The 23,968-nt window shown below is 60.6% G+C and carries 19 protein-coding genes and 1 pseudogene; 3 read left to right on the top strand and 17 right to left on the bottom strand.

Translation table 11 applies throughout. The features are described 5' to 3' along the window. Positions 1-234 precede the first annotated feature (234 nt). Complete coding sequence (locus CAER_RS28790; RefSeq protein ID WP_051357690.1) at positions 235-1,320, top strand: macro domain-containing protein; 1,086 nt, start codon at positions 235-237, stop codon at positions 1,318-1,320. Positions 1,321-1,358: 38 nt separating this feature from the next. On the opposite strand, the gene CAER_RS0104240 is transcribed toward CAER_RS28790, so the two are convergent. Continuing rightward, entirely contained in the window at positions 1,359-2,468 is a 1,110-nt protein-coding gene (locus CAER_RS0104240) for an ATP-binding protein (RefSeq protein ID WP_027234227.1), read from the bottom strand. A 122-nt stretch (positions 2,469-2,590) separates the two neighbouring features. Here CAER_RS0104240 and CAER_RS0104235 point away from each other — a divergent pair, with 122 nt between their 5' ends. Continuing rightward, positions 2,591-3,139: a hypothetical protein gene (locus CAER_RS0104235; protein ID WP_209320185.1), complete on the top strand. Its 549-nt coding sequence runs from the start codon at positions 2,591-2,593 to the stop codon at positions 3,137-3,139. A 107-nt stretch (positions 3,140-3,246) separates the two neighbouring features. On the opposite strand, the gene CAER_RS30600 is transcribed toward CAER_RS0104235, so the two are convergent. The 16 genes from CAER_RS30600 to tnpA form a co-directional block, all read right to left on the bottom strand. Further along, the gene (locus CAER_RS30600; RefSeq protein ID WP_027234225.1) at positions 3,247-7,929 is read right to left on the bottom strand and encodes a calcium-binding protein; all 4,683 of its coding nucleotides are present in this window, start codon (positions 7,927-7,929) and stop codon (positions 3,247-3,249) included. A 158-nt stretch (positions 7,930-8,087) separates the two neighbouring features. Beyond that, positions 8,088-9,170 carry a competence protein CoiA family protein gene (locus CAER_RS0104225; protein WP_027234224.1) on the bottom strand — a complete coding sequence of 361 codons (1,083 nt, stop codon included), beginning with the start codon at positions 9,168-9,170 and terminating at the stop codon, positions 8,088-8,090. Positions 9,171-9,261: 91 nt separating this feature from the next. Beyond that, positions 9,262-9,501, bottom strand: coding sequence for a hypothetical protein (locus CAER_RS0104220; RefSeq protein WP_154667653.1), 240 nt, complete (start codon positions 9,499-9,501; stop codon positions 9,262-9,264). 222 nt (positions 9,502-9,723) lie between these two features. Further along, positions 9,724-10,395, bottom strand: coding sequence for a hypothetical protein (locus CAER_RS0104215; RefSeq protein WP_027234222.1), 672 nt, complete (start codon positions 10,393-10,395; stop codon positions 9,724-9,726). Between the two features lie 36 nt (positions 10,396-10,431). Then, positions 10,432-11,598 (bottom strand): hypothetical protein, encoded by a 1,167-nt coding sequence (locus CAER_RS0104210; RefSeq protein WP_027234221.1) that lies wholly within the window; start codon positions 11,596-11,598, stop codon positions 10,432-10,434. A gap of 13 nt (positions 11,599-11,611) precedes the next feature. Beyond that, the gene (locus tag CAER_RS0104205) at positions 11,612-12,112 is read right to left on the bottom strand and encodes a hypothetical protein (RefSeq protein WP_027234220.1); all 501 of its coding nucleotides are present in this window, start codon (positions 12,110-12,112) and stop codon (positions 11,612-11,614) included. After that, complete coding sequence (locus CAER_RS0104200) at positions 12,109-12,801, bottom strand: M78 family metallopeptidase domain-containing protein (RefSeq protein WP_161631063.1); 693 nt, start codon at positions 12,799-12,801, stop codon at positions 12,109-12,111. The genes CAER_RS0104205 and CAER_RS0104200 overlap by 4 nt, the downstream gene beginning before the upstream one ends. Positions 12,802-13,026: 225 nt before the next feature. Then, complete coding sequence (locus CAER_RS0104195) at positions 13,027-13,455, bottom strand: hypothetical protein (RefSeq protein WP_027234218.1); 429 nt, start codon at positions 13,453-13,455, stop codon at positions 13,027-13,029. 158 nt (positions 13,456-13,613) lie between these two features. After that, positions 13,614-13,991, bottom strand: coding sequence for a hypothetical protein (locus tag CAER_RS0104190; RefSeq protein WP_027234217.1), 378 nt, complete (start codon positions 13,989-13,991; stop codon positions 13,614-13,616). Between the two features lie 24 nt (positions 13,992-14,015). Next, positions 14,016-16,994: a hypothetical protein gene (locus CAER_RS0104185; RefSeq protein WP_027234216.1), complete on the bottom strand. Its 2,979-nt coding sequence runs from the start codon at positions 16,992-16,994 to the stop codon at positions 14,016-14,018. A gap of 25 nt (positions 16,995-17,019) precedes the next feature. Continuing rightward, positions 17,020-17,607 carry a LolA family protein gene (locus CAER_RS27445; RefSeq protein ID WP_161631062.1) on the bottom strand — a complete coding sequence of 196 codons (588 nt, stop codon included), beginning with the start codon at positions 17,605-17,607 and terminating at the stop codon, positions 17,020-17,022. Between the two features lie 499 nt (positions 17,608-18,106). After that, positions 18,107-19,141: an ATP-grasp domain-containing protein gene (locus tag CAER_RS27440; protein WP_051357688.1), complete on the bottom strand. Its 1,035-nt coding sequence runs from the start codon at positions 19,139-19,141 to the stop codon at positions 18,107-18,109. A gap of 29 nt (positions 19,142-19,170) precedes the next feature. Further along, positions 19,171-20,736: a calcium-binding protein gene (locus CAER_RS0104170; protein ID WP_161631061.1), complete on the bottom strand. Its 1,566-nt coding sequence runs from the start codon at positions 20,734-20,736 to the stop codon at positions 19,171-19,173. 198 nt (positions 20,737-20,934) lie between these two features. Next, positions 20,935-21,705, bottom strand: a complete 771-nt coding sequence (locus tag CAER_RS0104165) for a DUF5983 family protein (RefSeq protein ID WP_027234214.1) — start codon at positions 21,703-21,705, stop codon at positions 20,935-20,937. Positions 21,706-21,866: 161 nt separating this feature from the next. Further along, positions 21,867-22,634, bottom strand: coding sequence for a hypothetical protein (locus CAER_RS0104160; protein ID WP_027234213.1), 768 nt, complete (start codon positions 22,632-22,634; stop codon positions 21,867-21,869). Between the two features lie 554 nt (positions 22,635-23,188). Next, positions 23,189-23,647 carry an IS200/IS605 family transposase gene (gene tnpA, locus CAER_RS0104155; protein ID WP_084299486.1) on the bottom strand — a complete coding sequence of 153 codons (459 nt, stop codon included), beginning with the start codon at positions 23,645-23,647 and terminating at the stop codon, positions 23,189-23,191. On the opposite strand from tnpA, the pseudogene CAER_RS30470 reads away from it, so the two are divergent. After that, positions 23,627-23,695, top strand: a pseudogene (locus CAER_RS30470) (hypothetical protein); the annotation flags it as partial. The gene tnpA and the pseudogene CAER_RS30470 overlap by 21 nt on opposite strands. Between the last annotated feature and the right edge of the window lie 273 nt (positions 23,696-23,968).

Genomic DNA, 23,968 nt, shown 5'->3' with positions numbered 1-23,968 from the left:
CCCGCGGTTTCGATCATGCCATATCGGCGAGCGCTTCAGACAACCATTCAACCGGAGGATCAAGGAGCGCGAGTTAAATTGCATTTTAGGCGTAACATTTCAGCAACCCTCGAAAATTAGTTAAAATTGTTTGGAACCAAACCCCTGCAGCTCGTGTGCCCGCACGTCTGATTCCGGGAGATGTGGCGGTTTTCTTGCGAAAAACGGAGAATGGGGGCCTGAAAGGAACACTTCATGCTCATCTGTACACCAAACCTGAAAATCCAAAATTCGCAAAGAGACGTCCTGGTCAACACGGTGAACACCGTCGGGGTGATGGGGAAGGGGCTTGCGCTCGACATGAAGAAGGCTTTCCCGAAAATAATGGCCCCCTACAAGCAGGCCTGCTCGGACACCCGGCTGCAGCCGGGAACCTTCCAGCTGATCAAGGTGAACGACAGGCAGACGGTGCTGAACCTCGCCACAAAGCAGAACTGGTGCGCGGCCTCACGCTATGACTGGATCGGCTCCGGGCTCGTCTACATGAACCGTCTGCTGGCCGACAGCGATCGCGGGTACCGGTCCGTGGCCATGTCGATGCCTGGCTGCGGGAATGGCGGCCTGGACGCGCGGCGTGTTCAGCAGATGATGCGCATCTACCTGCACCGCGCCATTGAGGCGGGTGTGGAGATCGAGGTGTCGCATGAGCAGATGGATGGCTTTCACGATCCGGTCTTCTTTGCCGGGGTCGGCTCCCGAAAAACTCCCGCGGGGGTTCAGAAGCTGATGAGCGAGATTGGCGCCCTCATGACCGAGGATGGCGCACGCCTTCGGTCCGGCGGGGCGGTGGGTGCGGACAGCGCCTTCTGGAATGGGGCCCGGGAAGTCGATGCTGGCGGAATGGAGATCTTCCTGCCCAAAGCGAAGGCGCATATCCCGGATGGAATTGTGAAGAGCAGCCCGGTCTTCGAGCGTCTGGCCCGGAACTTCCACGCCTTCCCGGAAGCTTTGACCCCGGATCCCAACAACCCCAATGACAAGCGGCACTACACGTTGAAGCTCATGTCCCGGAACGGCAACCAGATCTTCGGTGAGGATTTCCGGATCCCGACGAACGTCGTGATCTGCTGGACGCCAGGCGGCAAAGCGGGCGGCGGCACCGGTCAGGCCATCCGGCTCGCCAACTCAACGGGCATCCCGGTGATCGACCTCGGCAGGCCGGAACTTTCCGGGATCTCGGCGGTCGAAGTGCGGGATATGGCCCGCGAGCTTATTTCGGCCTTCCGGATCAGCCGCGGGATCAAGGAGCTTGAAGCCAGCAGCGATCTCGCTCCCGCCTGAATAGCCCCTGTCCGGCAGCTGCAGGGCAGACAGGCCCTTCAGCTGCCCTGCAGGGCGAGCGCCAGCTCGGCACTTTCCAGGACATATTGGCCGATTCCGGGACGCCAGATCAGACCCTTGTCGCGCAGCGCTTCCAGGGCTTTCTGGATGCCGCCCTTGCTTGCGGGATTTTCGGGTGTTCCCAGACGTTCGCGTGAGGGTTCGGAAAATGGGGCGAAGTCGATCCCTTGCTCTGCCATCAGCTTCAGGATGCCCTGCTGCAGCGGAGACAGGGATGCGATCTCGGAGAGGAGCTGCGCCTTGGCCGCGGCAATCCGGGCGTCGACTAGCCGCTCCAGCGCCGCCTCCCCGAAATCAACGTCGAGGAACAGGTCGCGCAGGCAGGCATTCAGACGCTCCGGGCGCCGCCCAAGCTTGTCAAAGGCAGCTTCGATCACCGAAGCGTCCAGCCTGGCAGTCTCGGAGAGCCGGCTGTTCAGATGATCGGTAATGGCCTGGGTGTATTCCGGACCCAGGGGCGGGAAATCCCGGATTGAGGCGCCGAAGAAGGGCGCCTGGTGATCATGGACCAGGGCAGACAGCTTGTCCCGGTGAGAGCCGGTCATGATCAGGTAGAGGTGGCCAGGCATCCGGGATTGGTTGATCGCATCGCGAGCCGCTTTCAGCGCATACATCGCATTGCGCCCCTCGTCTGAAACCAGGCTGTGCTGAGCTTCGTCGATAATCACCGCGACATCCTGGCCGGTCGCTTCCATCAGGAGAGAGAGCGCATCCGGGATGGTGCCCTCCCATGTCCCGGAGGATTTCAGATCAACCCGGAAGCCCAGAGCGCCAATGGCGCTGAAAGGGGTCTTGCGCCGGATTTTGGCGATCAGACCGTCGTGCTCCTCCAGCGCGCGGGCGATCCTGGCGGTGATCAGCTTTCCGGGGTCGGTGCCCTTGTCCGCCCAAAGGTCGACATAAAGCGGCAGCATGCCCCGGTCTTCAAGGAGCGGCAGCAGATCCCGGCGCAGGAAGGTGCTTTTCCCGGTCCGCCGCGGCGCGGCCAGGAACAACCCGGAGATCTCCCCGAAGAGAGGGTCCGGGTTCAGCAGAGCCGCGATGCCTTCAGCAACTGCAGGGCGGGGAACGAAAAGAGTTTCAGCCATGAGTGCTCCTTGGTACTCCATCAAGGAGTACCGTACTCCTATCGAGGATACTTTGGAATACCCCTTCCGCATTCTGCGCTCGGACTATAGGGTCCGGGTTCGCCAGCATCGGAGTTTTCCATATGATAAATCAAGATATTTTGCGCCAGGGCGGGGATGCTCTTCGGGCGCGCGCGGAAGCGCTGCCGCATGCCCGGTTCGGGCCCATTGTGTCCCGGGACTTTACGATGCGGGAATTGAAGGCCGGGCTTGGCAGGGGGGCGATCCAAAAGTGGCTTCGAAGCTCGGAACATGTCGAGGTTTACGGGCGCGCCATCTACAGGATCTCGGCGGCCACCCAGGCCGGGGCGGATGCCTTGCTTGCCGAATTCGGGCGGGTGCAGCCAAATGTGAGCTACAGCCTGCCGCGGCTTATTCCAGAGCATCAAGGGCGCACGATCTACGTCGGAAGCTCGCTGAAGATCGCGGACCGGCTCAGGGAGCACCTGCAGCGGGCCAGTGACGCGACCTATGCGCTGCACCTGCGCCGCTGGTGCTTGCCGGAGGACCATGTGCTGCGTGTTGAGCTGCAGGCCCCGGCCGATGGCGTTCCAAATACGGTCGTCCAGGATGCAGAGGACGCCCTCTGGGATTTCTCCCGGCCTCGTCTTGGGCGCCGCGGCGCGAAATAGCCGGAAGCGGACTGTCCGGCCTCTCGCATGGCGCCGGTACTCCAAGCCGGGGTACTCCGGAGTACCCGGCGGCCATGCGGGATATTACACCCGCATGGCCAACTCGATCAGGTGAAGATGAACCGGTCCTCATCGATCAGGTGGACACCGGACAGGAAGATCTCGCTGCCCGCATCGTCAAACCCGGAAACCGTGATCCCGCCGGTGCCGCTGGCAATCCGGAGACCTTCATAGCCATCCGGGCTGCCGGAGAACTGCAGCAGGTCTTCTTGGATATCGAACCCGTAAACCGTATCGCTGCCGGAGCCTTCCTGGAACATGAAGGTATCCGCCCCGGCGCCGCCGGACATCCTGTCATTGCCAGCGCCTCCATCGAGGGTGTCATTACCCTCTCCGCCTTGCAGCAAATCCCGGCCGGTGCCTCCCAGGAGGCGATCATTGCCAGTGCCGCCCACGAGAAGGTCGTTGTAGGCCCCGCCATCCAGGATGTCGTTTCCGGATCCGCCGAAGAGCTGATCCCAGCCGGAGCCGCCGGACATGCTGTCGTTCCCGGACCCGCCGTCCAGCCAGTCGTGGCCGGAGCCGCCGTGCAGGGTGTCATTGCCGGTTCCGCCGGACAGCCGGTCGATACCCTCACCGCCCTGGAGCAAGTCTGCGCCATCATCGCCGAACAGGTGGTCAAAGCCCCGGCCGCCGGCGATGGAGTCGTCGCCGTTCCCTCCGCGCACCAGGTCATAGCCGTCACCGGTATCGATCTCGTCATTCCCGGCGCCGCCCATGGCCGCGTCATGCCCGGTGCCGCCGATGATGCGGTCATCGCCGTCCGTCCCGGAGATCAGGCCGCCATCATCACCGCCGGTGATCGGCTCGACCGGGTCGACGGGGTCCGGGTCAACCGGATCCGGATCGATGGGATCGACCGGGTCGGGGTCAACCGGATCGACGGGATCGACCGGATCAACAGGGTCCGGGTCCACGGGATCGACGGGGTCCACCGGGTCAACAGGGTCCGGGTCCACCGGGTCGGGGTCAACTGGATCTGGGTCAACGACCTCATCCGGCGGCAGGTCGGACAGGTTCTCATCGAGACCCCTGAAGGTGACATCGATGTCCCCGCTCTCATCCTCCCAGTCAATTGCCTCCGCATAACCGGCGTCAATGAAGATCTGCAGCTCCTCCCGCGAACCAATGACATGTTCGGTTCCGAAGCCCCGGAGGGTGATGCGATCGCCTTCGTCGAAGTTCAGGTCGACAAACCGGAAGCTATCGCTTTCCGCGGTGCCCGTTCCGTCGATCACGAAGCTGTCGCCGCCCTCGGCGCCGTAGACCTCATCATTCCCGCCGCGCAGAGTCATGTGGTCATCGCCGCGGCTGCCGATCAGGAGATCGTCGTGGTCGCGCGCTTCGTAGTCCGCTTGATTGTCTGCGGCACGGACCCAGATTTCCCACTGATCACGCGGTGATCTGTTCTCCATTCTGTACTCAGTATATTCGCCTATGGAGGTGAACTGCTCAACGTCCTCTTGAGCAAAATCCTCCAGAGTGACGCTCGGTCCATTTGGGGTCCGGCTACGCACAATGAGTTGTCCGGGCCCAGCTTCCCGCAAATCGAGATCGCCAATCAGTAGTATCTTCTTGTAATTGGAGAGGTCATTGAGCTGCTCATCGCTCATGGTGAAAAGATTTTCTTCAGAAACCACTGCATGTTCTGGACGGAAGTTGTCATCTTCCGCCATAACCTTTGTTTGCGTTTCGCCAGCCTCTTTCGCCTCATCAGCAACCTCATTGAGGATATCAACGAATTCAGGGGCTGCGATTTCCGAAGGGAAATCGGTTGGATCTTCATTGTGACGGTTTTCAAATACCTTGTTCATAAGGTATTCAACGAATTTTGATTTACCCAGGAGCAAGTTGAAGGTGCCAATGGCAACGTTGACAATGACTGCTCCGACAACGCCAATTCCCGTAGCTGCAAGGGCAGAGGATGCAACCGTCGAGATCAAACCGATTACGGACTCGGTAATCATCGCCCATTTTTCGCTGAAATGTTGGCGGTCAGTCTTGTCTGGGCGCTCCGCACGCAGCTGCGCTGCGGAGGCGACATCAAGGATCCCCCCAATAGAAGTCGTCAAGTCTCCAGTATGCTTGAAGACTGCCTTCAGGAATTTATCGGCATATTCGATCTCGTGATCAGGGATCAGTTTGGAGATCTCGCCTAACGGTCCGGACACAAGAATTGAAAAGATGCTATTGACGTCCTTAAACCCGCCTACGTCGAGCTTTTTATGGTCTTCCTTGTTGATAGAATACTCGTCCGTAAAAACTGCGGCATTCGCCCAGTCGGAAGTGTTTCCATCTCTATCGGTAATTCTTGCATCGAAGGCGAGGTAACTTGAAAATGGCTGATCTTTGTAGTTGATCGCCCACTTTTCTTCATCATAGGTTCCAGGGTTCAGCCAGTGACCAATGTTGACGAATTCGAAATCCTTGAACTCATCCACAGTCAGGACTGTCGGCTCCGTACTCAACGTCACGCCGTTATTGGTAATTTGGAAAGTCTGAAGAGAGTTCAGAAAGTCATCATATGTAGGGGCGCCTTCACCCCAATCCAATGCATCATACTTTTCGCGCGTCAGGTCCGACAAATCTACCCCGTGCAATGAGGCACGTACTTCGATGTGGGAGATTTGATCCTCGGAATCTTCGATGTCGAAAATCCGCGTCAGGTCAATTCGAGCACCACCTGCGACGGCAATGCTATCCCCAGAAAGCGATGGGGGGAGGGGGATAAACTCTATCCGGGTCCCGCCGCCTTCAATCTCGGTAACTACCAGTTCCTGGCCGAGATAACCGTCAAGCCTCATTTCTACATCGAGGAACCCGTCAAGATCCGCGTCAATCAGTAGCTGCCCCTCTTCTGAGATGGTGACGCTCTCATACGTGAATGACAGATCGATCACCTCGATAGCGTCTCGCCCTGAAATATCAGCCACCCGGTCCCAATGGAGCTCCATTCCGGTTCCTTGGAACACATCGTCCCCGCCGCCGCCGATCAGCAGATCTTCATGATAAGAGGCCCGGATCACCTCGTCTTCTTCTGTGCCCTCAAGGAGCAGGTCGCTCTCCAGAGAGAGCGTCTCGCCGTCATGGAATTTGATCCCCTTCACGGCCGGGATGGTTGCACCGTCCTCATCGAAGTGCTCTTCGACGCGAAGCGAGATGTCCGGCCGATCCCGGAAATAGACCATCAGGTCGTCAGGACTGTCGGCATCCCGCATGAAGCGCAGGTCCGAGGCATCGAAGTCGATGATTGTGACATCCACCGAGGGGCGCGGAACAGGAGTTCCGCCCGGGTCCGGGTTCGGTTTCGGGCCTGGCCCGATCACCAGATCGCCACCCAGGTCAGGGTCAACGATATAAACCCGATTGGGTGGCGGCATCGGCTGGTCGCCTCCACCAGGAGGGGTGATTACCCAGTCAATGATACTGCCCCCGGACGGCCCGCCGCTGGTGTTGTTGAAGTTCTCGATGATCAGCCGGTCGCCGGTCTTGTTGCCATCCTCGTCCAGAAGATCGATGTGCAGCTCCGTCTTGCCGTTCACCTCGTAAAGGGTCATCAGCAGGTATTCGTCCGGGATGTCTGCAAGCATCTCGATGACGCCGCCGTCATCGATGATCCGGTCTTCCCCGGATCCCGGCGCCAGGACGTAGGTATCAAGACCTTCACCGCCCTCCAGAACGTCGTTGCCCTCGCCACCTTCAAGCCGGTCATCCCCGTCGCCGCCGGAGAGCGTGTCATTGCCGGCGCCGCCGTCAAGACTGTCCGCGCCTTCACCGCCGTCCAGGACATCGGACCCGTTCCCCGCTGACACATCATCGTCGCCGCCGCCCGCGGAGATGGTGTCATCGCCTTCGCCGCCATAGACGTCCTCGCCGTCGTCAGTGCCTTCGGCAATGCCATCGTCGCCCGAATGGATGTCGGGCGCCCGGCCGGTGACCGTAATGCTGACCTCGCGAACGGAATATCGGACAGGATCATTAATGTAATACGTCAGTGTCAGTTCAAGAGTCTCGCCAGGCGCGATATGTGCGAACTGGCTTGGATCAATGGTCACGTTTCCCGTTTCAGGGTCGAACTCCCAATCGTAATCGCTCGGAGCCGATTGACCTGAAACGGACAACCTGAACGGTTCGAACCAAACACCTTGAGGGAGTTCCCCGTAGGCTTCCACAAGCGAAAACACGCCATCGCCGGTCGTAAAAAATTCAGCCGCGATATTCGGATCAGGAACAGGGTCCGCATTGCTCAGATCGACGTCAATGGTCACATGGGCAAAGGACGAGAAGTCATCATTTTCGACTGAATAATCGAACTCAAGTCTGAAATTCAGAGAACTCGTTACCTCAAAAGTGCTGGCAAGCGACTGATCGAATTCATGAACGAACCTGCCATCGACTGCACCGCTCCAAAGCTCAAGCATTGTCAGCGCATCCGGCATTGGGAACTCGTCCATGTCTTCGGCCAAGCCGTGAGTGACATGGACGTAGCTGTACGAATGTGGCGGGCTACCATGATGGTAGTAGTCTTCAGGTGTTTCGCCGTTTATGCTGACATTGCTAATCCCGATGCGGAAGGTGCCGCTCTCTTCCGGGAGATCATCATTTGCCAAAATATTGAAGTTCGGATCACGTCCATCTTCACCGACGAGGCTGATGTAATTACCCCAAGTGAACATGGAGATATCATCGATCACAAAGTGATCATCGCGCGCCTCAAACTCCTGACCCATCCGAGTCCCCCATCGCAAATTGCAAGTTTCAATGATTTTCAATCAGAATTGCGAAAAAACTAAGCTGTGACTTGGCTTTGCGCAAGTGCCCCGAATGCAGCGGATGCCAAAAATTGATAGCATTCGGCACTGGCGTATCCGGCATCTGGCAGGCGCCATCATTCGAGCAGCGAGTCATCCTCCCCCCAGCTGCCCTCCCCATGACGCATATCCCGGGCCAAGGCCCGAAGCCGTGCGGCATCATCGGGGTAGGGGGCGAAATCCGGGCAGGCCGCGGCCTCGGTGTGCCTCTGGGCTTTCCCGCGCTCAAAGCAGTAAACCGGACCCGCATCATCCTCATTGTCCCGCATGATGTGCCTGCTGCAGAGCAGGCAGGACTTCACATCGATCTTCTTGCGGTACCGGAAGAAGGCCGCGACTTCAGAGAGGTCCCGGGCATGCCTTCTCCCAGCGGACGGCCCGAAACTGTCGAGGCGCCCCAGGACAGGGAAGGACGGCCAGCTGCAAAGCGTGCGGTACCAGCCGGGCTTCGAGATGAGCTTGCCCGCGCGCGTAACGGCGAAACGGATTCCCTGAATTTGGCAGCCTCTTCCGCAGCCGCTGGTCTCCTGATCCGCAATGGCCTTGATGCCGTAGCTGCGGGCCGGCACAAAGCCTCCCGGCTGATTGCAGTTCAGAGCGAGACCCTTCATCAGCCGCAGGATGTCGCCATCGCCAAAGATATCCGCTTCAATGATACGCAGGCCAGAGGCGATCTTTTCCGGGCTGCACCGGTGGGAGACGGCAATCTCGATCAGCATCTGGCCCTGCTTCCCCTCCTGAAGCACATCGGCCACAAAGCCCTGAATGCCCGCCTCGAGCGAGGCGCTCTGGAACCAGCGCGTCAGGTCGTGCTCCTGGACCGCGGGTCCGAGAATGCATGGCCCGTCAGGCTTCCCGATCGAATTGCCGCAAATCTTCCGCCCCTCCCGCCTGACAAGGTACGGCCTCCCTTCGGACAGGGCACGGTCGAAGGCGGTCTTGAAGGCAACCTTGGCGGCCCCGTGCAGATATGTCTCCCGCGCGCAGATGCTGCCTGCGGCATGGCGAAAATGCGGCCGCATGACTGCGCCCATTGCCGTAATCATCGCGGCGCCGCAGCCCGGACAGGTATATGGGCCCTCCTGACCGCGGTTCGCCGTGGTCAGATTTTCAGCATCTATCAGATAGCCAGCTGCGCTTATTGCAAAACGGTTTCTCATAACGATGAGCATGCTGACAGCTTCACGCACCCGGCACAACCATCGGGATCAGCACCAGGGGCCATAGCTCGCGGAGAAGAGGAGGGCCTGTCTAACAGGTCATTCCGTAGAGCGCGTCATCGGTGCATGCCTCAGAGTCGAAAACCGCCCACGCAGCCTCATCCCCGAAATGCGCCAGGATGTCGATTTCAAAGCCGCCGATCTCCGCTTCGATATGCGTGTCACCGCGCAGCAGCGCGGCTGCCAGGCGGTGATTTCCATCGGTGACCGGCCAGAGGCCGCGGGTGAGGTCTGTGGCGTCGATCGAGATCGTATCCGGCCATCCGTTCATGGCCAGCCAGGCAACCCGGCCGGCGTGGCACCTTCCATCCAGGAAACTGCTGGTCGGACAGAGGGCGGCAGAAGGCATCCGGGTCCGCTCTTCCGGCAATCAGGTCGCAGTACGCCTCCTTCATCATCCGCTCATCGACGCACACCAGCAAATCCGGCCAGGGTGGATCGAGAAGCGGGTTCGCGTGCCGGGCAATGTCCGGCAATGGCAGCCACATCGTGCTCACAGGCCAGGGCCGTCAGAGGTCGAGCGGTTGTCGGGCTCCGGATCCGCAAACACCTCCTCATAGCGCTCGCGCATGCGGACCAGGACATCAAGGGCACCGATCCGGTGTTTGCAGTCGTGAACTTTGCTGGCCTGGCCGACGCCGGAGCCCAGAAGGCGGTTCTTGTGATCCACCGCGTGATGGTAATCGCCGACCTTGACGATATCCCACTTCTCCCAGGGCGCCAGTTTCTTCCTGACCGCCTCGATGTTGTGCTTCCAGATCTTCTGCTGAAGGGATTCCGCCATTGCATGCGCGCCGATCGCCGCGATCGCGAAGCCGCGCGCCATATCGCTCAGGGCGAGCGGGCCGCGGAACCGGTTTTTGACCAGGGTTTCAGAGACGCGGATGGTGACGTCGATCCGGGCCCGGCCTTCCGTGAAGACCGTTTCGATGCGATGGTCCGGCCATTCATTCTCCAGCCATTTCCCGATCGAGCTGGCATCGGTCGACATGCGCGCCGCCCGGTCGCTCTCATTGCGGCACTTCCAGAAGGTGTCTTCATCGTAGTGCGGCAGCGGCCAGTCATGCTTCCCCAGGGCGGCCCAGATCATCTCATCGAGATCAATGCTGCCGCTTTTCGCAGTCTCCAGTTTATCAAGAAGCGTTTCGTAATTCATGCGGCCCATTGGGGTCTCCTTTTCAGATCAGCATGTCGAGGCGGCTCAGAAACCTGGCGCCTCCGGTTCGGATACAGCCATCGGCTCAGCCCGCACACCAGGCGCCGCGGTCACATCCTCAAGAGCAAGCGCATTGGCGAGATCCGAAGGGAACACCCGCTGGAGCGGGCGTTCATCGTGGTCCATGACGCTCTCTGGCGGATCGATGCTCAGTGCGTCGGCCAGGAACGCCTCCTCATCGTCAATCATGGCCAGCAGCTCGTGCGCATCAACAGCCTCAAAGGTCACATCACGTGAGGACGTTCCGAAGCGATCCGCCACCTCATCGGCGAGCGCCGCCTCATCATCCGGACGATCCCCAAAGATGTCCCGCAGGACAGGTCCTTGCGGCCCTTCCAGGCGGGCAAAGACATGCAGGACCTCATAGATTTCATCGTCTTCCGTCTCGAAGTGGATCTTCTCCTGATCGTAGGCGACCAGGAAATCGCCGCCATGCGTCAGGTGGCAGGCCGCCGCAAAGACATGGCATTCGCCCTGGCTGTAGAGCTCTTCGAGACCAGCCCGGTCCAGGGCCATATCCTCGGGCATGCGGCCGATGGCATTGCGGGCATCCGCCGAAGACAGGCTGCGCCCATCCGGACCAGGGGGAAGCTCGAACTCCAATGCGCCGCGCAGCGACATGCTGGACCCCTCTTTGAAGGTGATGCGGATATCCATGTTCCTTGTCGCGCCAGTCCGGTCTTTCAGGGCGACATATCCCTCGAAGGCATCCGCGCCGCTGTCCTGCCAGTCGGAGAAGCCCTCGACCTTCCAAGGTCCGAAATCAGCGGCCGCATAGATTGCATCGGCTTCCGCCAGGCGCATGCTGTCAAGCAGCTCCTGCCCCCGATCGAGTCCAATCATTTCCGCCAGCCGAAGGTAATCCTGCGGCTCGGGCCTGCGCCCTTCCACCTCGGTAATCATCAGGCGTTTCAGCCTCTTTTTCCCGGTCGCTGCGGGAGGACCTGCGGTAACTTCCCTTTCGAAATACCGTGTGCCATCTTCGATCATCTTGAGATCGGTGATGGAGTGCCGCCGGGCCATTTCAACGAGATAAGACGCCGGCACGACCGCATCCATGGCATGCTCCCGCGTCCTGTAGGTAGATGAGCCTTCTTCAATAACTTCGAAGAATGAGAACATCACTTCGGTTTTGCCGTCCAAAAGTTCCATATTCGCATCCCTGTCAGATCGATAGCTCGGGTTCCGCTTCGTTGCGGTCCGTAAGCGGCGACACCACGCCATCATGATCAATTTCGAAGGTTTGGCTGATCTCAACGCTTTCCGGATCCAGATAGATGTGCGTCGGGGCGCTGCCATCCCGCTCCATGATCCAGATTTGCCCGTAGCCTTTGGCGAGGTAGTCCCGGCGGATCCGGTCGTAATGGGCGATTACAGCATCAATGCCGTGATCCTCTGCAATGCCTTGCGCAATGTCGTGCTGCTCGAGCAGCCACTTCAAGGGCAGCCGGGCGATTTCACCTTCGGGCGCGGCCAGCTCGTAAACATAGCCAACGACATCCTGGGCAGAACCCGAGCCATCTCGTGTGAAGGCGGAGGCAATTCCAATCTCCGGTGTGACCCAGACGCCAAGCGCGCCATTGCTCGCGCCGCTCAGGCGGCCCGCATCACGAAGCGAGAAACGGTCAAACAATTGGGTCGACCCATGGTAGATCCGCTCGCTCATGGCGCCATTTCCGGCTCGGCAGTATCTGCGGACAGGTTAAGGCGCCGGGCGCGGGCCATCGTCCAGGATTTCAGGGTCTTGAATTTCTTCTGGCAGGCAGCAGGCCCGCCTTCCTCCCAAGTCGCGCTGAACGCCGCTGCAGGCATCAGCAAACCGGCGGCGAACTCAATCGCCTCATAGCGTGCCTCCCGCGGCGGCGCGTGCGGATGATCAGGGTGGCTGGGCGAGCGCATCCCATAGCTCGGGTCGCTCTCAAGAGCAGCCGGTGCGTGCAGGACGTAGTGACCCAGACTTGTGGCAAGGAGAGCCCGATCATTGGTGAGGCTCCCCAAGGGGGACCTGTACAGCGTGAAGTCGCCGCTTCCCAAGACTTCGATCATCAGACCCGAAGCGCTGCCGGTCGCCACATCAATCCGGCCGCCCATGTTCTTGATCAGGTTCTCGAACCAGTAAAAGTCGTCGTAGTCCACATTCATCTTGGCGGTGACACCTTCCGCCAGCGCTTCAATGGCGTCGCGGCTCAAGCCGACCGGCTCGGGGGCCTTGAAGAGGATTGGTTTGAAATCCGCCATAATCCGACTCCTTGCATCGTTGCGGGCGTTCTTTGCCGTCAGAGCGTAGGGCAGGGCGTCGAAAATCGATAAACGAACTTGCAAAATTCGCAAAACTCTTCCGATGGCGAGCGTCAATGGCGGAGTTGTTCTGCGCACGAGGCGGCCTGCAGCAAGCGGTGGAGCCGCACCAGTGTGCATGTGAAAAAGAAAATCGGACTTCCAATTTGACAGCCCTCTGCCGGCGGATTAGATTTATCGGCAGAAACGGCAATGACCGGCGCCCGCAAGGGCATCCTACCGACGAGAGGGGATGCAATCATTGCATCCCCTCATCGATTTCAGGAGCGGCCTGGATGACCTTCATTCGTCGAGGTCTTCACCTTTGATCCACTTCGCTTCAAGGATGAGGTACTGCAGAAGATCGACTTGCTGCGGGCTTAACGGCTTCTCTGCGGCGGCATCGACCAGCTCAATGAGAGCGCTCAGGCGGCCTGACGGCAGCACGCCATTCTTGATGATCGGTTCCGCCTCAGCCAGGTAGCGCTCCGTGAGAGCCGTGTAGTCCCTATCGGCTTTCTTGAGGCTGTCCTCGATGACGCTGGCCTTAGTGAATTCTTCGATGCTCGGGGCAAAATTCCCCTTGGCGGCAGTGATCTTCTCGATCATTTCAGAGATGAACTTCCGGTCATCCGGCGGCTTAATGTCGCCCCGTTGATCCACCAGGATCGCAAAGCGGCGGAAGAAGATTCTCTGGCGTTCCAGCTCAAGCTGGTCTCCAAGTTCGCTCATGGATGGGCTCCATATCCGTTGGTGCGTTAAATGAATGCATGGCCGCCGATAATCAGGGGGCGGACTCTCCCGCGACTTCTACAGCGAAACTTGTCAGCAATAAGGAAGCCGAACACGAACCGCTCGATTTCCTCATTCGGCTCCGGAGGTTCCCGGGTTCACTTCCCGAACATGATCCATGTCGGGCGCACGGCGGCGAACGAATGGTAGCCGTGGCCATCGACCTGCCCCCACCCGTCATTCCAAAGCAGCCAGCCTTCCTTGTTGTCGCCATCGTGGTCTGGCTGCGCCGGGTAAGTCTGCGCCTGCAGCCAGTCGAAGGCGATCTCGGCGCACCGGTCCGCTTCCAGCGGAACCGGAAAGGCGGTCATGTCTGGTGCGCTGCTGTATTTCATGAAGACCAGCCAGCCGCGCTCCTTGTCGATCTTGTAGCCATGAGCCGGGAAGCCGGACGCCAGCTTCATCGCGTGACGCATCCGTTCCAGGCTGATCCCGTTTACACGGAAAACAGGATTATCTCCGAGGTTGTCATACATGGTCTATCTCCTGATTGCGGGGATTTAGAAGCCCGAGGCTTCCAGGAACGCTTCGGCCGCCGGCGCGATGAAGCGGCGCGCCCTCGGGGTGGCCTCTGTCAGCCGCTCCCCCAGCTCCTTTGACACGCCGGACCGGATATCATGCCAGGTCAGCAATTCCTCAAAAGTGGTCAGCTCGAGGGTTTTCCGGTCACCTGATTGCCAGCCTGTGATTTCCACAGAACGAGGGCGCAGGACCGGGTGCGGCCGCTCGGTGGCATCTCCGGTCATATGGGCGCACAGGGGCAGCGCATCGGATACCGGGATTGCCGACAAGGTGAAGAGGGTCTTGGCCTTCCTGGCTTTCGTAAGCAGGTCCTCATAGTTGGCAGCCCCGTTGACGAAGACGCTATGCGCGTAGCGCTCCAGATGGGCTTCGCCATGGCTGCGAACCGCAGCCGCGCAGGGATCCGCATTCGCAACGATCACAAAGCCAGCGAAATCATTGGCATGACCAAATGATGCCTTGGGGGCCATGGCGGCGCCAAGTACCACCTGCGGCCGCAGAATGACGGCGGGATCGTACTGGCGCTTGGGCTCCAGGGAGATCTGTGCGCTCTGATGGAAGATCCGCTCCAAGTCATAGCTGCCGGGCCGGGACCAGGTCTTGAAGAACTTCTCGATCAGCCAGTCCTGCTCGCCATCCAGGAATTTTTCAACCGTCATCCAGTCCTTGGGCGCGCGCAGGCCGGGCGCCGAGTGCTCCCAGATTTCCTCGATGCGGTCCGGCTTGCGGTTGTCCTGCACGATCACCTGGCCCAACGGGAGGGACATCGAATAGGAGGTCAGCTGTTCCTTGCGCGCCACGGCCTTCCCCGACTTGCCGCAGTTCACCTGCCGCAGCAGCGGCACTGGCAGACCGGAGTCCAGGATGCGTTCATCCTGGCAGATCGCACGCCATGTCCCCAGATGGTCAAGGGTGATTACCTCGCTCTCCGGCATACCCTTCGGCGGCCCGGCGCGCAGGCGCTCGACCATCCGCGCGGTTTTCAGAGCGGCAGCTTCGGTGATCGCCGGGCTGCGCATCGCTTGCAGCTGAGCGCGGGCCGCCAGCATCGCAAGACCGCGATCCGCTTCCTTCACCAGCCGGGTTTCGATCGCCGCATCCGCCAGCGCACGCTGTGCGGCCTCCAGCGCCTCCACGATGGGGAGAGCTGCCTGGAAGAGGCCCAGCCACTTCAGATAGCTTTCCCGGTTGACGCGCGAGGCGATGTAGTAGCGCAGATCAGCGACGGTCACCTCATCCAGACACAGAATGCCTTCTTCCGGGGTCCGATTATCAGGAGCGCATAGGAGCAGCGGTTTTTGTACGGGTTTGGCGTCACGGTCAAACGGCTTCACGCAGGGCAGCCGGGCAATCAGGCTTGCTGCTGAGCGTTGCGCCTGCACCAGGTCGAAGTCGTTCACCGGCTCAAAGAGCCTGTGCGGCCGGGACTCGCAGCTCTCCTGCTTGAAGCAAGTCGGGGCGCTTTCGATGTTCATTGCGCGCATGCCCTGCACAAGCACCTGAGAGCCAGGTGCAATCCTGGCATTGCGGGCGGCGATCCAGGACAGCACGTCCGGCCGGCCGTCACCGAGCACATCCTCCTCATCATGGACGAAGCGGAAGTATTCATTGTGTACGGTGGCCTCCAGCCAGTTGCTGCCTGCCGGAATGAAAGGCCCGAACACCTGTTCGCGCTCCTGAGCACCCCACAGGATCAGCAGGAAACGGCGGTAGAACAACGCGCGCTTGTCATGCTCGGAGCGCTTGTCCGAATACTCGATGTCATGCGGGGTGATCGAGCGCATCTTGTATGCGCGGCTGTTCCAGTCGTAGCCGTCGTTCTGGGTAAAGATCCCGTCGATCTCAGCGCGGGACGGGAAGAGGCGCTCGGCCTTGGAGGTCTCCGCATCCGCGGTGATCATCAGGACCCGGCCGCCGTCGCGGATGAGGACCTGGATGAGCTTATCGGCTTCCTTCTTCTCGATCTGGGCGAAGATTTCCTCCCAGGACTCCGGGAAGGGCATCTCGCGCGAATTGCGGCGAACCCGGGTGATGACCACGGAGCGGGGGTGCGGAAGCATGCGCTCCACCAGCGCCGGGTTCTGTTCCAAAAGGGAGCCCAGGTCGCTCATATTGTCCGCCGTGAAGCCGGTTTCGAGCATCGAGTGGGTGTGAATTTCTTCGTCCAGGTAGAGCATCCGCTGCATGAGGTGGAGCGGCTGATCCGCATCGGCCGACACGCCCTCCACGAGCACCTCAGTGGTGACACCCTCGCCCAGCCAGAGGCTCATCGAGTGGACCTTCTCCAGCATGGAGGAGACCTGCGCGGTGCGCGCGGAAATCGCCGCCATGGAGGCCGCGGCGCGCTCGGTCTGATAGCCGGTCACCAGCTTCCAGCCGTCTTTCATTTCCGACTGGCGCGCCTCGATCCAGTTCTGCCGCAGACGCATGATGCTGATTTCCTGCTCCAGCCGCATCTGGGCCGCGGTCACATCGCCGCCCGGCAGAAGCACAGCCGGAACTGTTCCCGTGCCCGCCGCCGGGGCAGGGGATGCGGCCTGTTCATTGGCTTCGGTTTTCGCATCCTGAAGAAGCAGGTGATCTGCGGGGATGTTCGAGACGGCCTTACCCATTTCGGAGATCCGGTCCATCAGCAAAGCCATTTCCGCGGCGCGCAGCGCTTCCCCCTCGGGCTCATGCGCGAAAGCGGCCAGGAAGTCGGCGGCCAGGACCTTCACCCCATCCCGGCTGCTCCAGCCAGGATGCGCATGCAGGACGATGGTATGCAGATCCCCGTCAATGACGCGGACCTCCTCCACCAGAAGGACAAGCCCGTGATCCGGCAGGCCAGCCCCGGCTTGCCAGGGGTTCTTCATGATGCTGTGCGCCGGGTCGGTGAGACGCCACCAGCTGCCGGGCTGGATCTGCTGCTCACTGCGGTTCAGTCGAGCGGATTGAGTGGCGGGGGCGGGGAGCATGGCAGATCTCCGGTTCGGTATGCGGTCAGTGACGGCTGAAGAGCGAGTTTTTCAGGCTGACCCCGATGCGAGGGGCGGTCAGCCGGACCTTCACGACTTCCCCGGACTGGGGGTAGGAGGTCCAACCGGTGAGGAAGGCGTTTCCTTTCCGGTCGGCGAAGTGAAGATCAAGCTCTCCGGCTTCAGGATGTTTCGGGTCGTACACGCGCACACTGATCAGCCCGCCCTTGGCGCGGGTGACGCGGCGCACCGAAGAGCTCTTGGTCAGATCGACAGCCGGGCGGAGGATTTGCCAGAGCGGAGTGCGCTTCAGGGGATAGACCTCGGGCGGGCGCGACCGGCGCGTGCCATCGTAGATCGCAATCGATCCGGCTCCCACGATCAGCTTGGCATCCTGGTCTTCATAGTCGATGCGCATCTTGCCAGGGCGCTTCATGTAGAGCATGCCCTTGGAGGTGGTGCCATCATCGTTCACCTGAACGAATGGGGAGCTCAGGGTGCTCCAGCTGTTGAACCACGCCGAAACATCCGCGATGCCGGCCTCAGCCTGGGCGCTGCCCGCTGCCAGTACCAAGGGGAGTGCGAGGAGCGCGGCGCGAAGACGAGTGTACATGTGATACCCTTTCTTTTTCGCATTCAGATTAGCGTGCTTGAGGGCTGGGATGCAATATAGTTTTTCGCAAAACCGCTTTTCACACGACCCTCTGATTGGGCTGTCGGGCGGCTCCATGGGCTGATGGAGCCTTGCTCGATAAACGGTCAAAGCCTTCCCTGTCCCATATTATCGGACTGAGTAATATGCCCGATAGTTTTTCGATCCCCTTCGCCCGCCAGACGGGTTCTGAGGGCCGCAGGGCGCTGCTCAGTGATCGTGCCGCGATGAGAAACCAGGACGCCAACCCCGGCCATGTCAGAGATGCGGGCGCGCCGCTGAGCGGCCCTGGGGATTTATCGAGCCTCTATGCAATTCACCCTATGAGGTGAAATTTACGCAATGCTTCAGCTGCAAACGCATGGAATAATAAGGATCTGTTCTGAAATTCAAGAGAACGGCGGCCAAGCTTGCAAGCCGGCCGCCGCTGGAGAGGTGCGCAGAAGCGCCAGTTTTCCGATCAGCAAGGGCCGCCGGACGATGAGGGAAGAAGGATCGGGCTGGCTTCCATGCAGACGGTCTGGCCGCCGGGCAGCTGAGGGATTTCCCCCGCGGGGCGCAGATCCAGCGCCAGGGCAACATCCCAGGCCGGGAGGTTGAGGCCGCACAGGCTGGTCATCGGCAGACCGCCTGACATCCGCGGATTGACCTCGAGGATAAATTGCCGCCCATCGGCATCCTCGCGGGTCTGCATATTGCAGATACCGTTCAGGCCATATTCCCGGGCCAGGGCTCGGGCCAGCTCAAGCGCCTCGCCCTCCATCTCGATATGCTGGGTGCTGCCCTGCTTGACCCGCGCAGCGCCGGCAAGCATCTCCCCGTCTCTGGAGAGGAAATCAACCGAACGTTCGACGCCCGGCAGGAAGCGCATAAGCATCATGTCTTCGCCGGCCGGGACGTCCGGGAGCAGGCGGCGGAAGCTGCGGGTCGACATCTCGAAGAAGCTGTTGCGGAGGAGGCGGTCCAGATCGCTACCCTCTTCCTTGAGGATCCGGAAGCCGGACCCGTAGATCCCCTCAACCGGCTTCACGCAGAACCCGTCAGGGGCAAGGCCGTCCTCCTTCATGATGCTCATCGCATCATCGAATTCAGGCCCGGACCGGAAGACTTCAAACGCAGCCACGGGCAGGCCCAGCCCTTCAAGATCCATGCAGAACAGATCCTTCCGGCAGAGGACCCGCAGCGCATCCGGACCGGCTGGAAGGTGCAGGCGGATGCCCGCGCTCTCGAACGCATCCCGATACGCCCACATGGCCTCTGGAAAGCGCTGTGCAATCACCAGGTCCACATCCATTTCCTGGGCGTTTTCCAAGACCCATTCCGGGTAACCATCGCTCTCTTCAGGTTCCACCAGGAAATGGTCGGCCGCCATTTGAACCGGTGCGGCCGGGTTGTCGTGAGAGGCGATCAGGAAAGCGCTGCTGCCAAACCCGTCCCGCACCAGCCTCATGGCCTGTGCGGTGACGGAAAGCCCTTTCGTATACCAGACGTTCATTTTGAAATCCGTATCAATTTTCGCATATCTTACATGACGAAGTTTTCTTCCGCCAGGAGATCGGTCCAATCAGCTTCGCTGCCGTCTTCAGCCTCCGCCACATTGACCAGGAAACGCTCCTCGGTTTCAGGGACCTCAATGCAGAACAGCTCCCGCCCCTCGACTTCGACCTTGTAGGCCCGAAGGTCCTCAAGGGTGATCCCGCGGTCTTCACTGAAGGCGATCTTGTCTTCGCCGATGCGGAAGTCCTCGATGATGTCGAGCTGCAGGTATTTCTCAGACTGGCTGCCGATCAGATCGTTCCAGTTCTGCAGGTCTCCATCTTCCATCAGGAACTGATCCCGACCCGCGCCGCCGGTCATCTCATCCCGGCCGCTGCCGCCGCGCAGCACATCATCGCCCGCGCCGCCGAACAGCCGGTCATCACCCGAGCCGCCATCGAGCGTGTCATTCTCGGTGCCGCCGTAGAGGAGGTCATTCCCGGCCTCGCCGTACAGGAGGTCGTCGTCCAGACCGCCTGCAAGCGAGTCATTTCCCTGGCCCCCGTAGATGGAATCCTCCCCCTTGCCTGCGTCGACGATATCGTTGCCGGCGCCAGCCATGAAATGCACCGAAGCGGTTTCCTCAGTGCTCCCTGAGCCGCCATGGTCATGTTCGCCGGAAGCGTTGGAGCCATGGACCTGCGTGTCCGTCATCCAGTCGTCGCCGCTTGTTCCCATGGCATGCGTGCTGTTCACGTCGATGCGGTTGAAGGCGCCGGACTCTCCATCCGCTTCGTGAAGGGGGACAGCGTTCTGTGGATCCGCGTAGCGCACCACCTCAAGCGCCGACATGTCGTCTGGATTTGGCGTGAAGTGCTGTTCGGTGCCGCCCTCCCGGGCGCCCTCAAGGGCAAAGATGGCCTTGTCTTCAAACCTGAGCCATTGCTGGCCATTGTAGGAGACGACGTCAATCCCGTCAGGAAGGTCATGCAGGTCGAGAACCTGACCCTCGAACACAAGGGTGTCACGAGAGGGGTCGAAGTCGTCGATGCGGCCCAGGATGGGCGACTTGACCGCTGCAAGATTTTCAAACTCGATCCGGTCCTGACCGGCCCCGGTATAGACGTGGAATGCCTGGCGGCCGGAGTCGTTTGTCATGTCGAGAATGATCCGGTCATCACCATCTCCGGTGCCGATATGGACCTGTCCGCTTCCCGGAACCGAGGCGGCCACAGTGTCATTGCCGCTTTGGGTATAGACGCCGGTCAGCCCGGATGAGCCCAGAGCCCAGGCGACATCATCGCCGCCCCCGGTGATGATCTTGTCCCGGCCGCCGCCGCCAATCACCACATCGTCGTCGGCACCGCCGGTGAGGCGTTCGCCTTGCGAGGTCCCGGTGATGTACTCTCCGCTGATAGAGGCCGGGTCAACGTCCGGGGTTTCGGGAACGCGGCTTTCAAAGCTGCCGTCGCCCCGGCCCGGATCGCCGCCGCCCTGGTCTCCATTGTCATGATCATTGCCGTCCGGGGCGGCGCTGTCGTCCTTGTCGCCATACTTTGAAATTAGATAGGCGATCATGGTTCCGAATTTGGCGAGGAACAGGAAAATCTTCATGGCTGTGCCTTTCATCAGTTTTTCGCATTATGACCAAATCAGGGCAGCGCGCGAATTCCTGTTCAACGTTGTCCACAGTTTCCAGGTGGCCACCCCGGACCCTCCGGCTCTGCCTGGACGGTGCGCTCCAGAGCGCCAGAACAAGAAAGCCCGGCCGCGGATGCGGCCGGGCGGTTCACTGCGGGGGCAGGGGGGCGGTCAGATAGAGGGGGTCTCGTCTGCCTCTTGCTCGCGCCTGTTGTTCTCGATTTCTTCGGTCAGATCCTCCTGAAGAATATCAAGAGCACCGAATTCGGGGCCGACATCCTCCATGCCTTTCGGCAGAACCGAAATGCGAAGTGCCCCCGGATCGTTTTCCGGTTCGCAAACGCGAATGGACGCATTCCCGAGGGTCAGCCAGCAGCCCCCGTCGACCTCGTATTCGCCATCTTCCAGGACGGGACCGTTTTTCTCGATGCGAAGCTGGGAGCGCTGAAGGCTGCGCGGCGCGTAGCCGTACACCGCCCTGCGGACGCCTGCATCATCTGTCCATGTCTGCAGGGAAGGATCCAATCCTGCAATCCCGTCGAAGTCATGGTCCGCATCGAGCGGCTGTACAGGGTAGGTTGCTCCGTTTTCGACATAGGTTTCCATGCGCTCTTCATAGAAAGGCAGGCCGGGCTGGGCATCCGCATCCCGGTCAAAGAGAACGTATTGCACATCGTTGGCGGCCGCCATCGAGAGGCAAAGGTGAAGGTCCGGCGGCAGCTGCGGATCATCCTGCGCTGTGAAGTCTTCATCACGGGCATGGGTCGTTGAGAGGAAGAAGCCCTCATCCCGCTCCATGAAGCCGAGGCGGCCCTCATCAGCCTTGCGGCTCATCCAGTCACGGGTGTGAACCGTGAGATGTCCGGTGGACAGGTCGATTACGGGGATACGATTGAGCTTCATGCGCTGGTCCTTTTCCTGTTCGATGCCATAGAGCAGCATGCAACAGAGGAAAAGACAATAAGCAAATTCGCAAATGCGAATGGGCACGGCGATTAAGCCGTGCCCCACCACCACGAAGACGCGAAGCTCAGAGAGTCAGTCGCTTGCAGCTTCATATATGATTTACAGATAGATAATCAAGTTATTCGCAAATGCTCGGGTTAGATTTTCCGTGATGACTTCGCTTCCAAGGCTGTGCGGATGAGAAGATCTTCGCCCGCCATCGCGCAAAGCTGCACCAGCTCCGCTTTTCCCGCACCCGCCAGCCTGGGATAGCTCGGCGTGTTGTCCAGAATGCCGGCGTCCCGCAGGCGCGCCCAGCTTTCCTTGTGGGAATTTCGCATTTCGTCAAAGCTGTAGAATGTGACAACCCTGGCTGCGAGCTGGCCGTCAGTGCGGCCTTCGATATCAGGCAGCTCTTCGCGGCGGCAGAAATACAGCCCGTCCGCAGTCGGGACGATGAAGCGGCCGGTAATGCCGCACTGATTGGCCGCGGCGCACCAGGCAATCACCGGGCGCAGCATCGCGATCTGGCTTTCTGCGTCCGGCGCTCCGGCGCGCAGGGCAAGGCGTTTCAGGATATGGAGATCAATCAAGACTTCGAGGCCGCTTTCAACCGCAAACCCCGCCTCGTCGCGGGCTGGTCGGGTTTCGAAATTGATGGCGTTGGCGACCACCCCAATCCCCTTGTAGAGAGATCGCGAATTCATCGTGGAGAGATATGCCCAGTGGCCGATCCGGCAGGACGCATCATGCGCCGCGCCCAGCGAGCAGGGGCCGGCATCAGATGCCAGGGCGCGCAGCCCGCGCACCCGCCCTGTGCGTGTGCGGGCGTCGATCCTGATTTGGCCTTTGCCAGCTGTGGCATGGCGGTCCTCAATGGCGTCGTGGATGCGCCTGGCAGCTTGGACCGCTTCGAGTTTTCGCATTTTTGCGGGAGAGAGACGTTCTTGAATCACTTGGATCGCTCCGTGGTCGCCTGACCCGGGTCATTCTCTCCAGCTGTCCGGTCCTGCCCGGCCGCAAAAGCGGCGTGGTATCTGGCAGATTTCCCGGTGCGGACGGTCCCGGTTTCATGCAGGGGCGGGCCGCGGCTGGAGGGCTGAAGACTGCCCGTGCCAGAATGTGAAAATCTAATATGGACCCTTGGTAGACGCCTCGGTTCAGTTGCGCAATAGGAAATTCGCAAAATTTGAGGGGCGGGCAGGCGATCGCCGGAAAGCGGCGCCTGTGAGTGCAGCGCAGGGCGGGCCCGCGCTGCCTGAATTAATGCTGGGATGGCTCGCCAAGCGTTGTTGCCGGGGTCCCGACACCGGAGATGATGCGGCGGGTGTGATCATCGAAACTGCTTACCAGCGGCAAAAGACGAGGATCGTCCGGCCCGTACATTCTCATCGCGCCATCACTGGGGCCGATGATGATCCGCCCGTCACCAATCGCCCGGGAAGCCCCTTCCTTCAGGTGGGGGAGGGATAGGGCCGCTTTATGCCGCCGGCGTGCGCTGATTGCGCACATAGGATCGAATAGTATCGATGGGTGCGCCTCCGCAGCTGGCGGCAAAATAGCTCGGCGACCAGAGCCCCTTCCGGCTCAGACGCCGTAGATCTTCCCGGTCGCGGAGCAGCAGCCGCGACCCAACCCCCTTCAACGAGTTGACCAGCTTCGAGATCTGGACCGTGGCCGGGTACTCCACCAGCAGGTGGACGTGATCGTCCTCGCCGTCGCACTCCACGAGCTTCGCCCCGAAATCGGCCGCGACCTTGCTGAAGGCGGTGCGCAGGCGCTCATGCGCGTCCTTGTCCAGGACGCCGCGGCGGTACTTGGTCACAAAGACCAAGTGCAGGTTCAGGCTGCAGACGACATGTCTGCCGGTTCGGTATTCCAGATTGACGTGCCTCAGGCCAAGTTTTAGTTTGCGACTATGGAAATTATCAGGGGCCATGTCTACACCCTTTACCCGTCGCAGGAGCAGGATCATCTGCTCTCGCAGACGGCAGGTGTCGCGCGCCTCGTCTACAACCTGGCCCTGGAGCAGCGCCGGACCTGGGGAGGCAAGCCCTATGCCGGCGGCGCACCGCGCGTCTTCGGCGCCAAGCGGCTGTCGCGCGAGCTCGCCGAGCTTCGCGCATCGGAGCCGTGGATCGCCGCGGTCAGCCAGACCGCGCAAAATCAGGCCCTGATCGATCTGGACCGGGCCTATGCCAACTTCTTCGAGGGCCGCGCAGGCTATCCGCGCAAGCGCAAGAAGGGGCAGGACGACAAC

The organism is Leisingera caerulea DSM 24564, from assembly GCF_000473325.1.
Taxonomy (GTDB): Bacteria; Pseudomonadota; Alphaproteobacteria; order Rhodobacterales; family Rhodobacteraceae; genus Leisingera; species Leisingera caerulea.
The sequence above is the reverse complement of the archived record's forward strand: the minus strand, read 5'-3'. Positions and strand labels throughout refer to the sequence as shown.

Excerpts from the sequence above, each read along its gene's own strand:
- CAER_RS28790 (WP_051357690.1), top strand. The coding sequence starts at position 235 with ATGCTCATCTGTACACCAAACCTGAAAATCCAAAATTCGCAAAGAGAC.
- CAER_RS0104240 (WP_027234227.1), bottom strand. The coding sequence starts at position 2,468 with ATGGCTGAAACTCTTTTCGTTCCCCGCCCTGCAGTTGCTGAAGGCATC.
- CAER_RS0104235 (WP_209320185.1), top strand. The coding sequence starts at position 2,591 with ATGATAAATCAAGATATTTTGCGCCAGGGCGGGGATGCTCTTCGGGCG.
- CAER_RS30600 (WP_027234225.1), bottom strand. The coding sequence starts at position 7,929 with ATGGGTCAGGAGTTTGAGGCGCGCGATGATCACTTTGTGATCGATGAT.
- CAER_RS0104225 (WP_027234224.1), bottom strand. The coding sequence starts at position 9,170 with ATGAGAAACCGTTTTGCAATAAGCGCAGCTGGCTATCTGATAGATGCT.
- CAER_RS0104220 (WP_154667653.1), bottom strand. The coding sequence starts at position 9,501 with ATGAACGGATGGCCGGATACGATCTCGATCGACGCCACAGACCTCACC.
- CAER_RS0104215 (WP_027234222.1), bottom strand. The coding sequence starts at position 10,395 with ATGGGCCGCATGAATTACGAAACGCTTCTTGATAAACTGGAGACTGCG.
- CAER_RS0104210 (WP_027234221.1), bottom strand. The coding sequence starts at position 11,598 with ATGGAACTTTTGGACGGCAAAACCGAAGTGATGTTCTCATTCTTCGAA.
- CAER_RS0104205 (WP_027234220.1), bottom strand. The coding sequence starts at position 12,112 with ATGAGCGAGCGGATCTACCATGGGTCGACCCAATTGTTTGACCGTTTC.
- CAER_RS0104195 (WP_027234218.1), bottom strand. The coding sequence starts at position 13,455 with ATGAGCGAACTTGGAGACCAGCTTGAGCTGGAACGCCAGAGAATCTTC.
- CAER_RS0104190 (WP_027234217.1), bottom strand. The coding sequence starts at position 13,991 with ATGTATGACAACCTCGGAGATAATCCTGTTTTCCGTGTAAACGGGATC.
- CAER_RS0104185 (WP_027234216.1), bottom strand. The coding sequence starts at position 16,994 with ATGCTCCCCGCCCCCGCCACTCAATCCGCTCGACTGAACCGCAGTGAG.
- CAER_RS27445 (WP_161631062.1), bottom strand. The coding sequence starts at position 17,607 with ATGTACACTCGTCTTCGCGCCGCGCTCCTCGCACTCCCCTTGGTACTG.
- CAER_RS27440 (WP_051357688.1), bottom strand. The coding sequence starts at position 19,141 with ATGAACGTCTGGTATACGAAAGGGCTTTCCGTCACCGCACAGGCCATG.
- CAER_RS0104170 (WP_161631061.1), bottom strand. The coding sequence starts at position 20,736 with ATGAAGATTTTCCTGTTCCTCGCCAAATTCGGAACCATGATCGCCTAT.
- CAER_RS0104165 (WP_027234214.1), bottom strand. The coding sequence starts at position 21,705 with ATGCTGCTCTATGGCATCGAACAGGAAAAGGACCAGCGCATGAAGCTC.
- CAER_RS0104160 (WP_027234213.1), bottom strand. The coding sequence starts at position 22,634 with ATGCGAAAACTCGAAGCGGTCCAAGCTGCCAGGCGCATCCACGACGCC.
- tnpA (WP_084299486.1), bottom strand. The coding sequence starts at position 23,647 with ATGGCCCCTGATAATTTCCATAGTCGCAAACTAAAACTTGGCCTGAGG.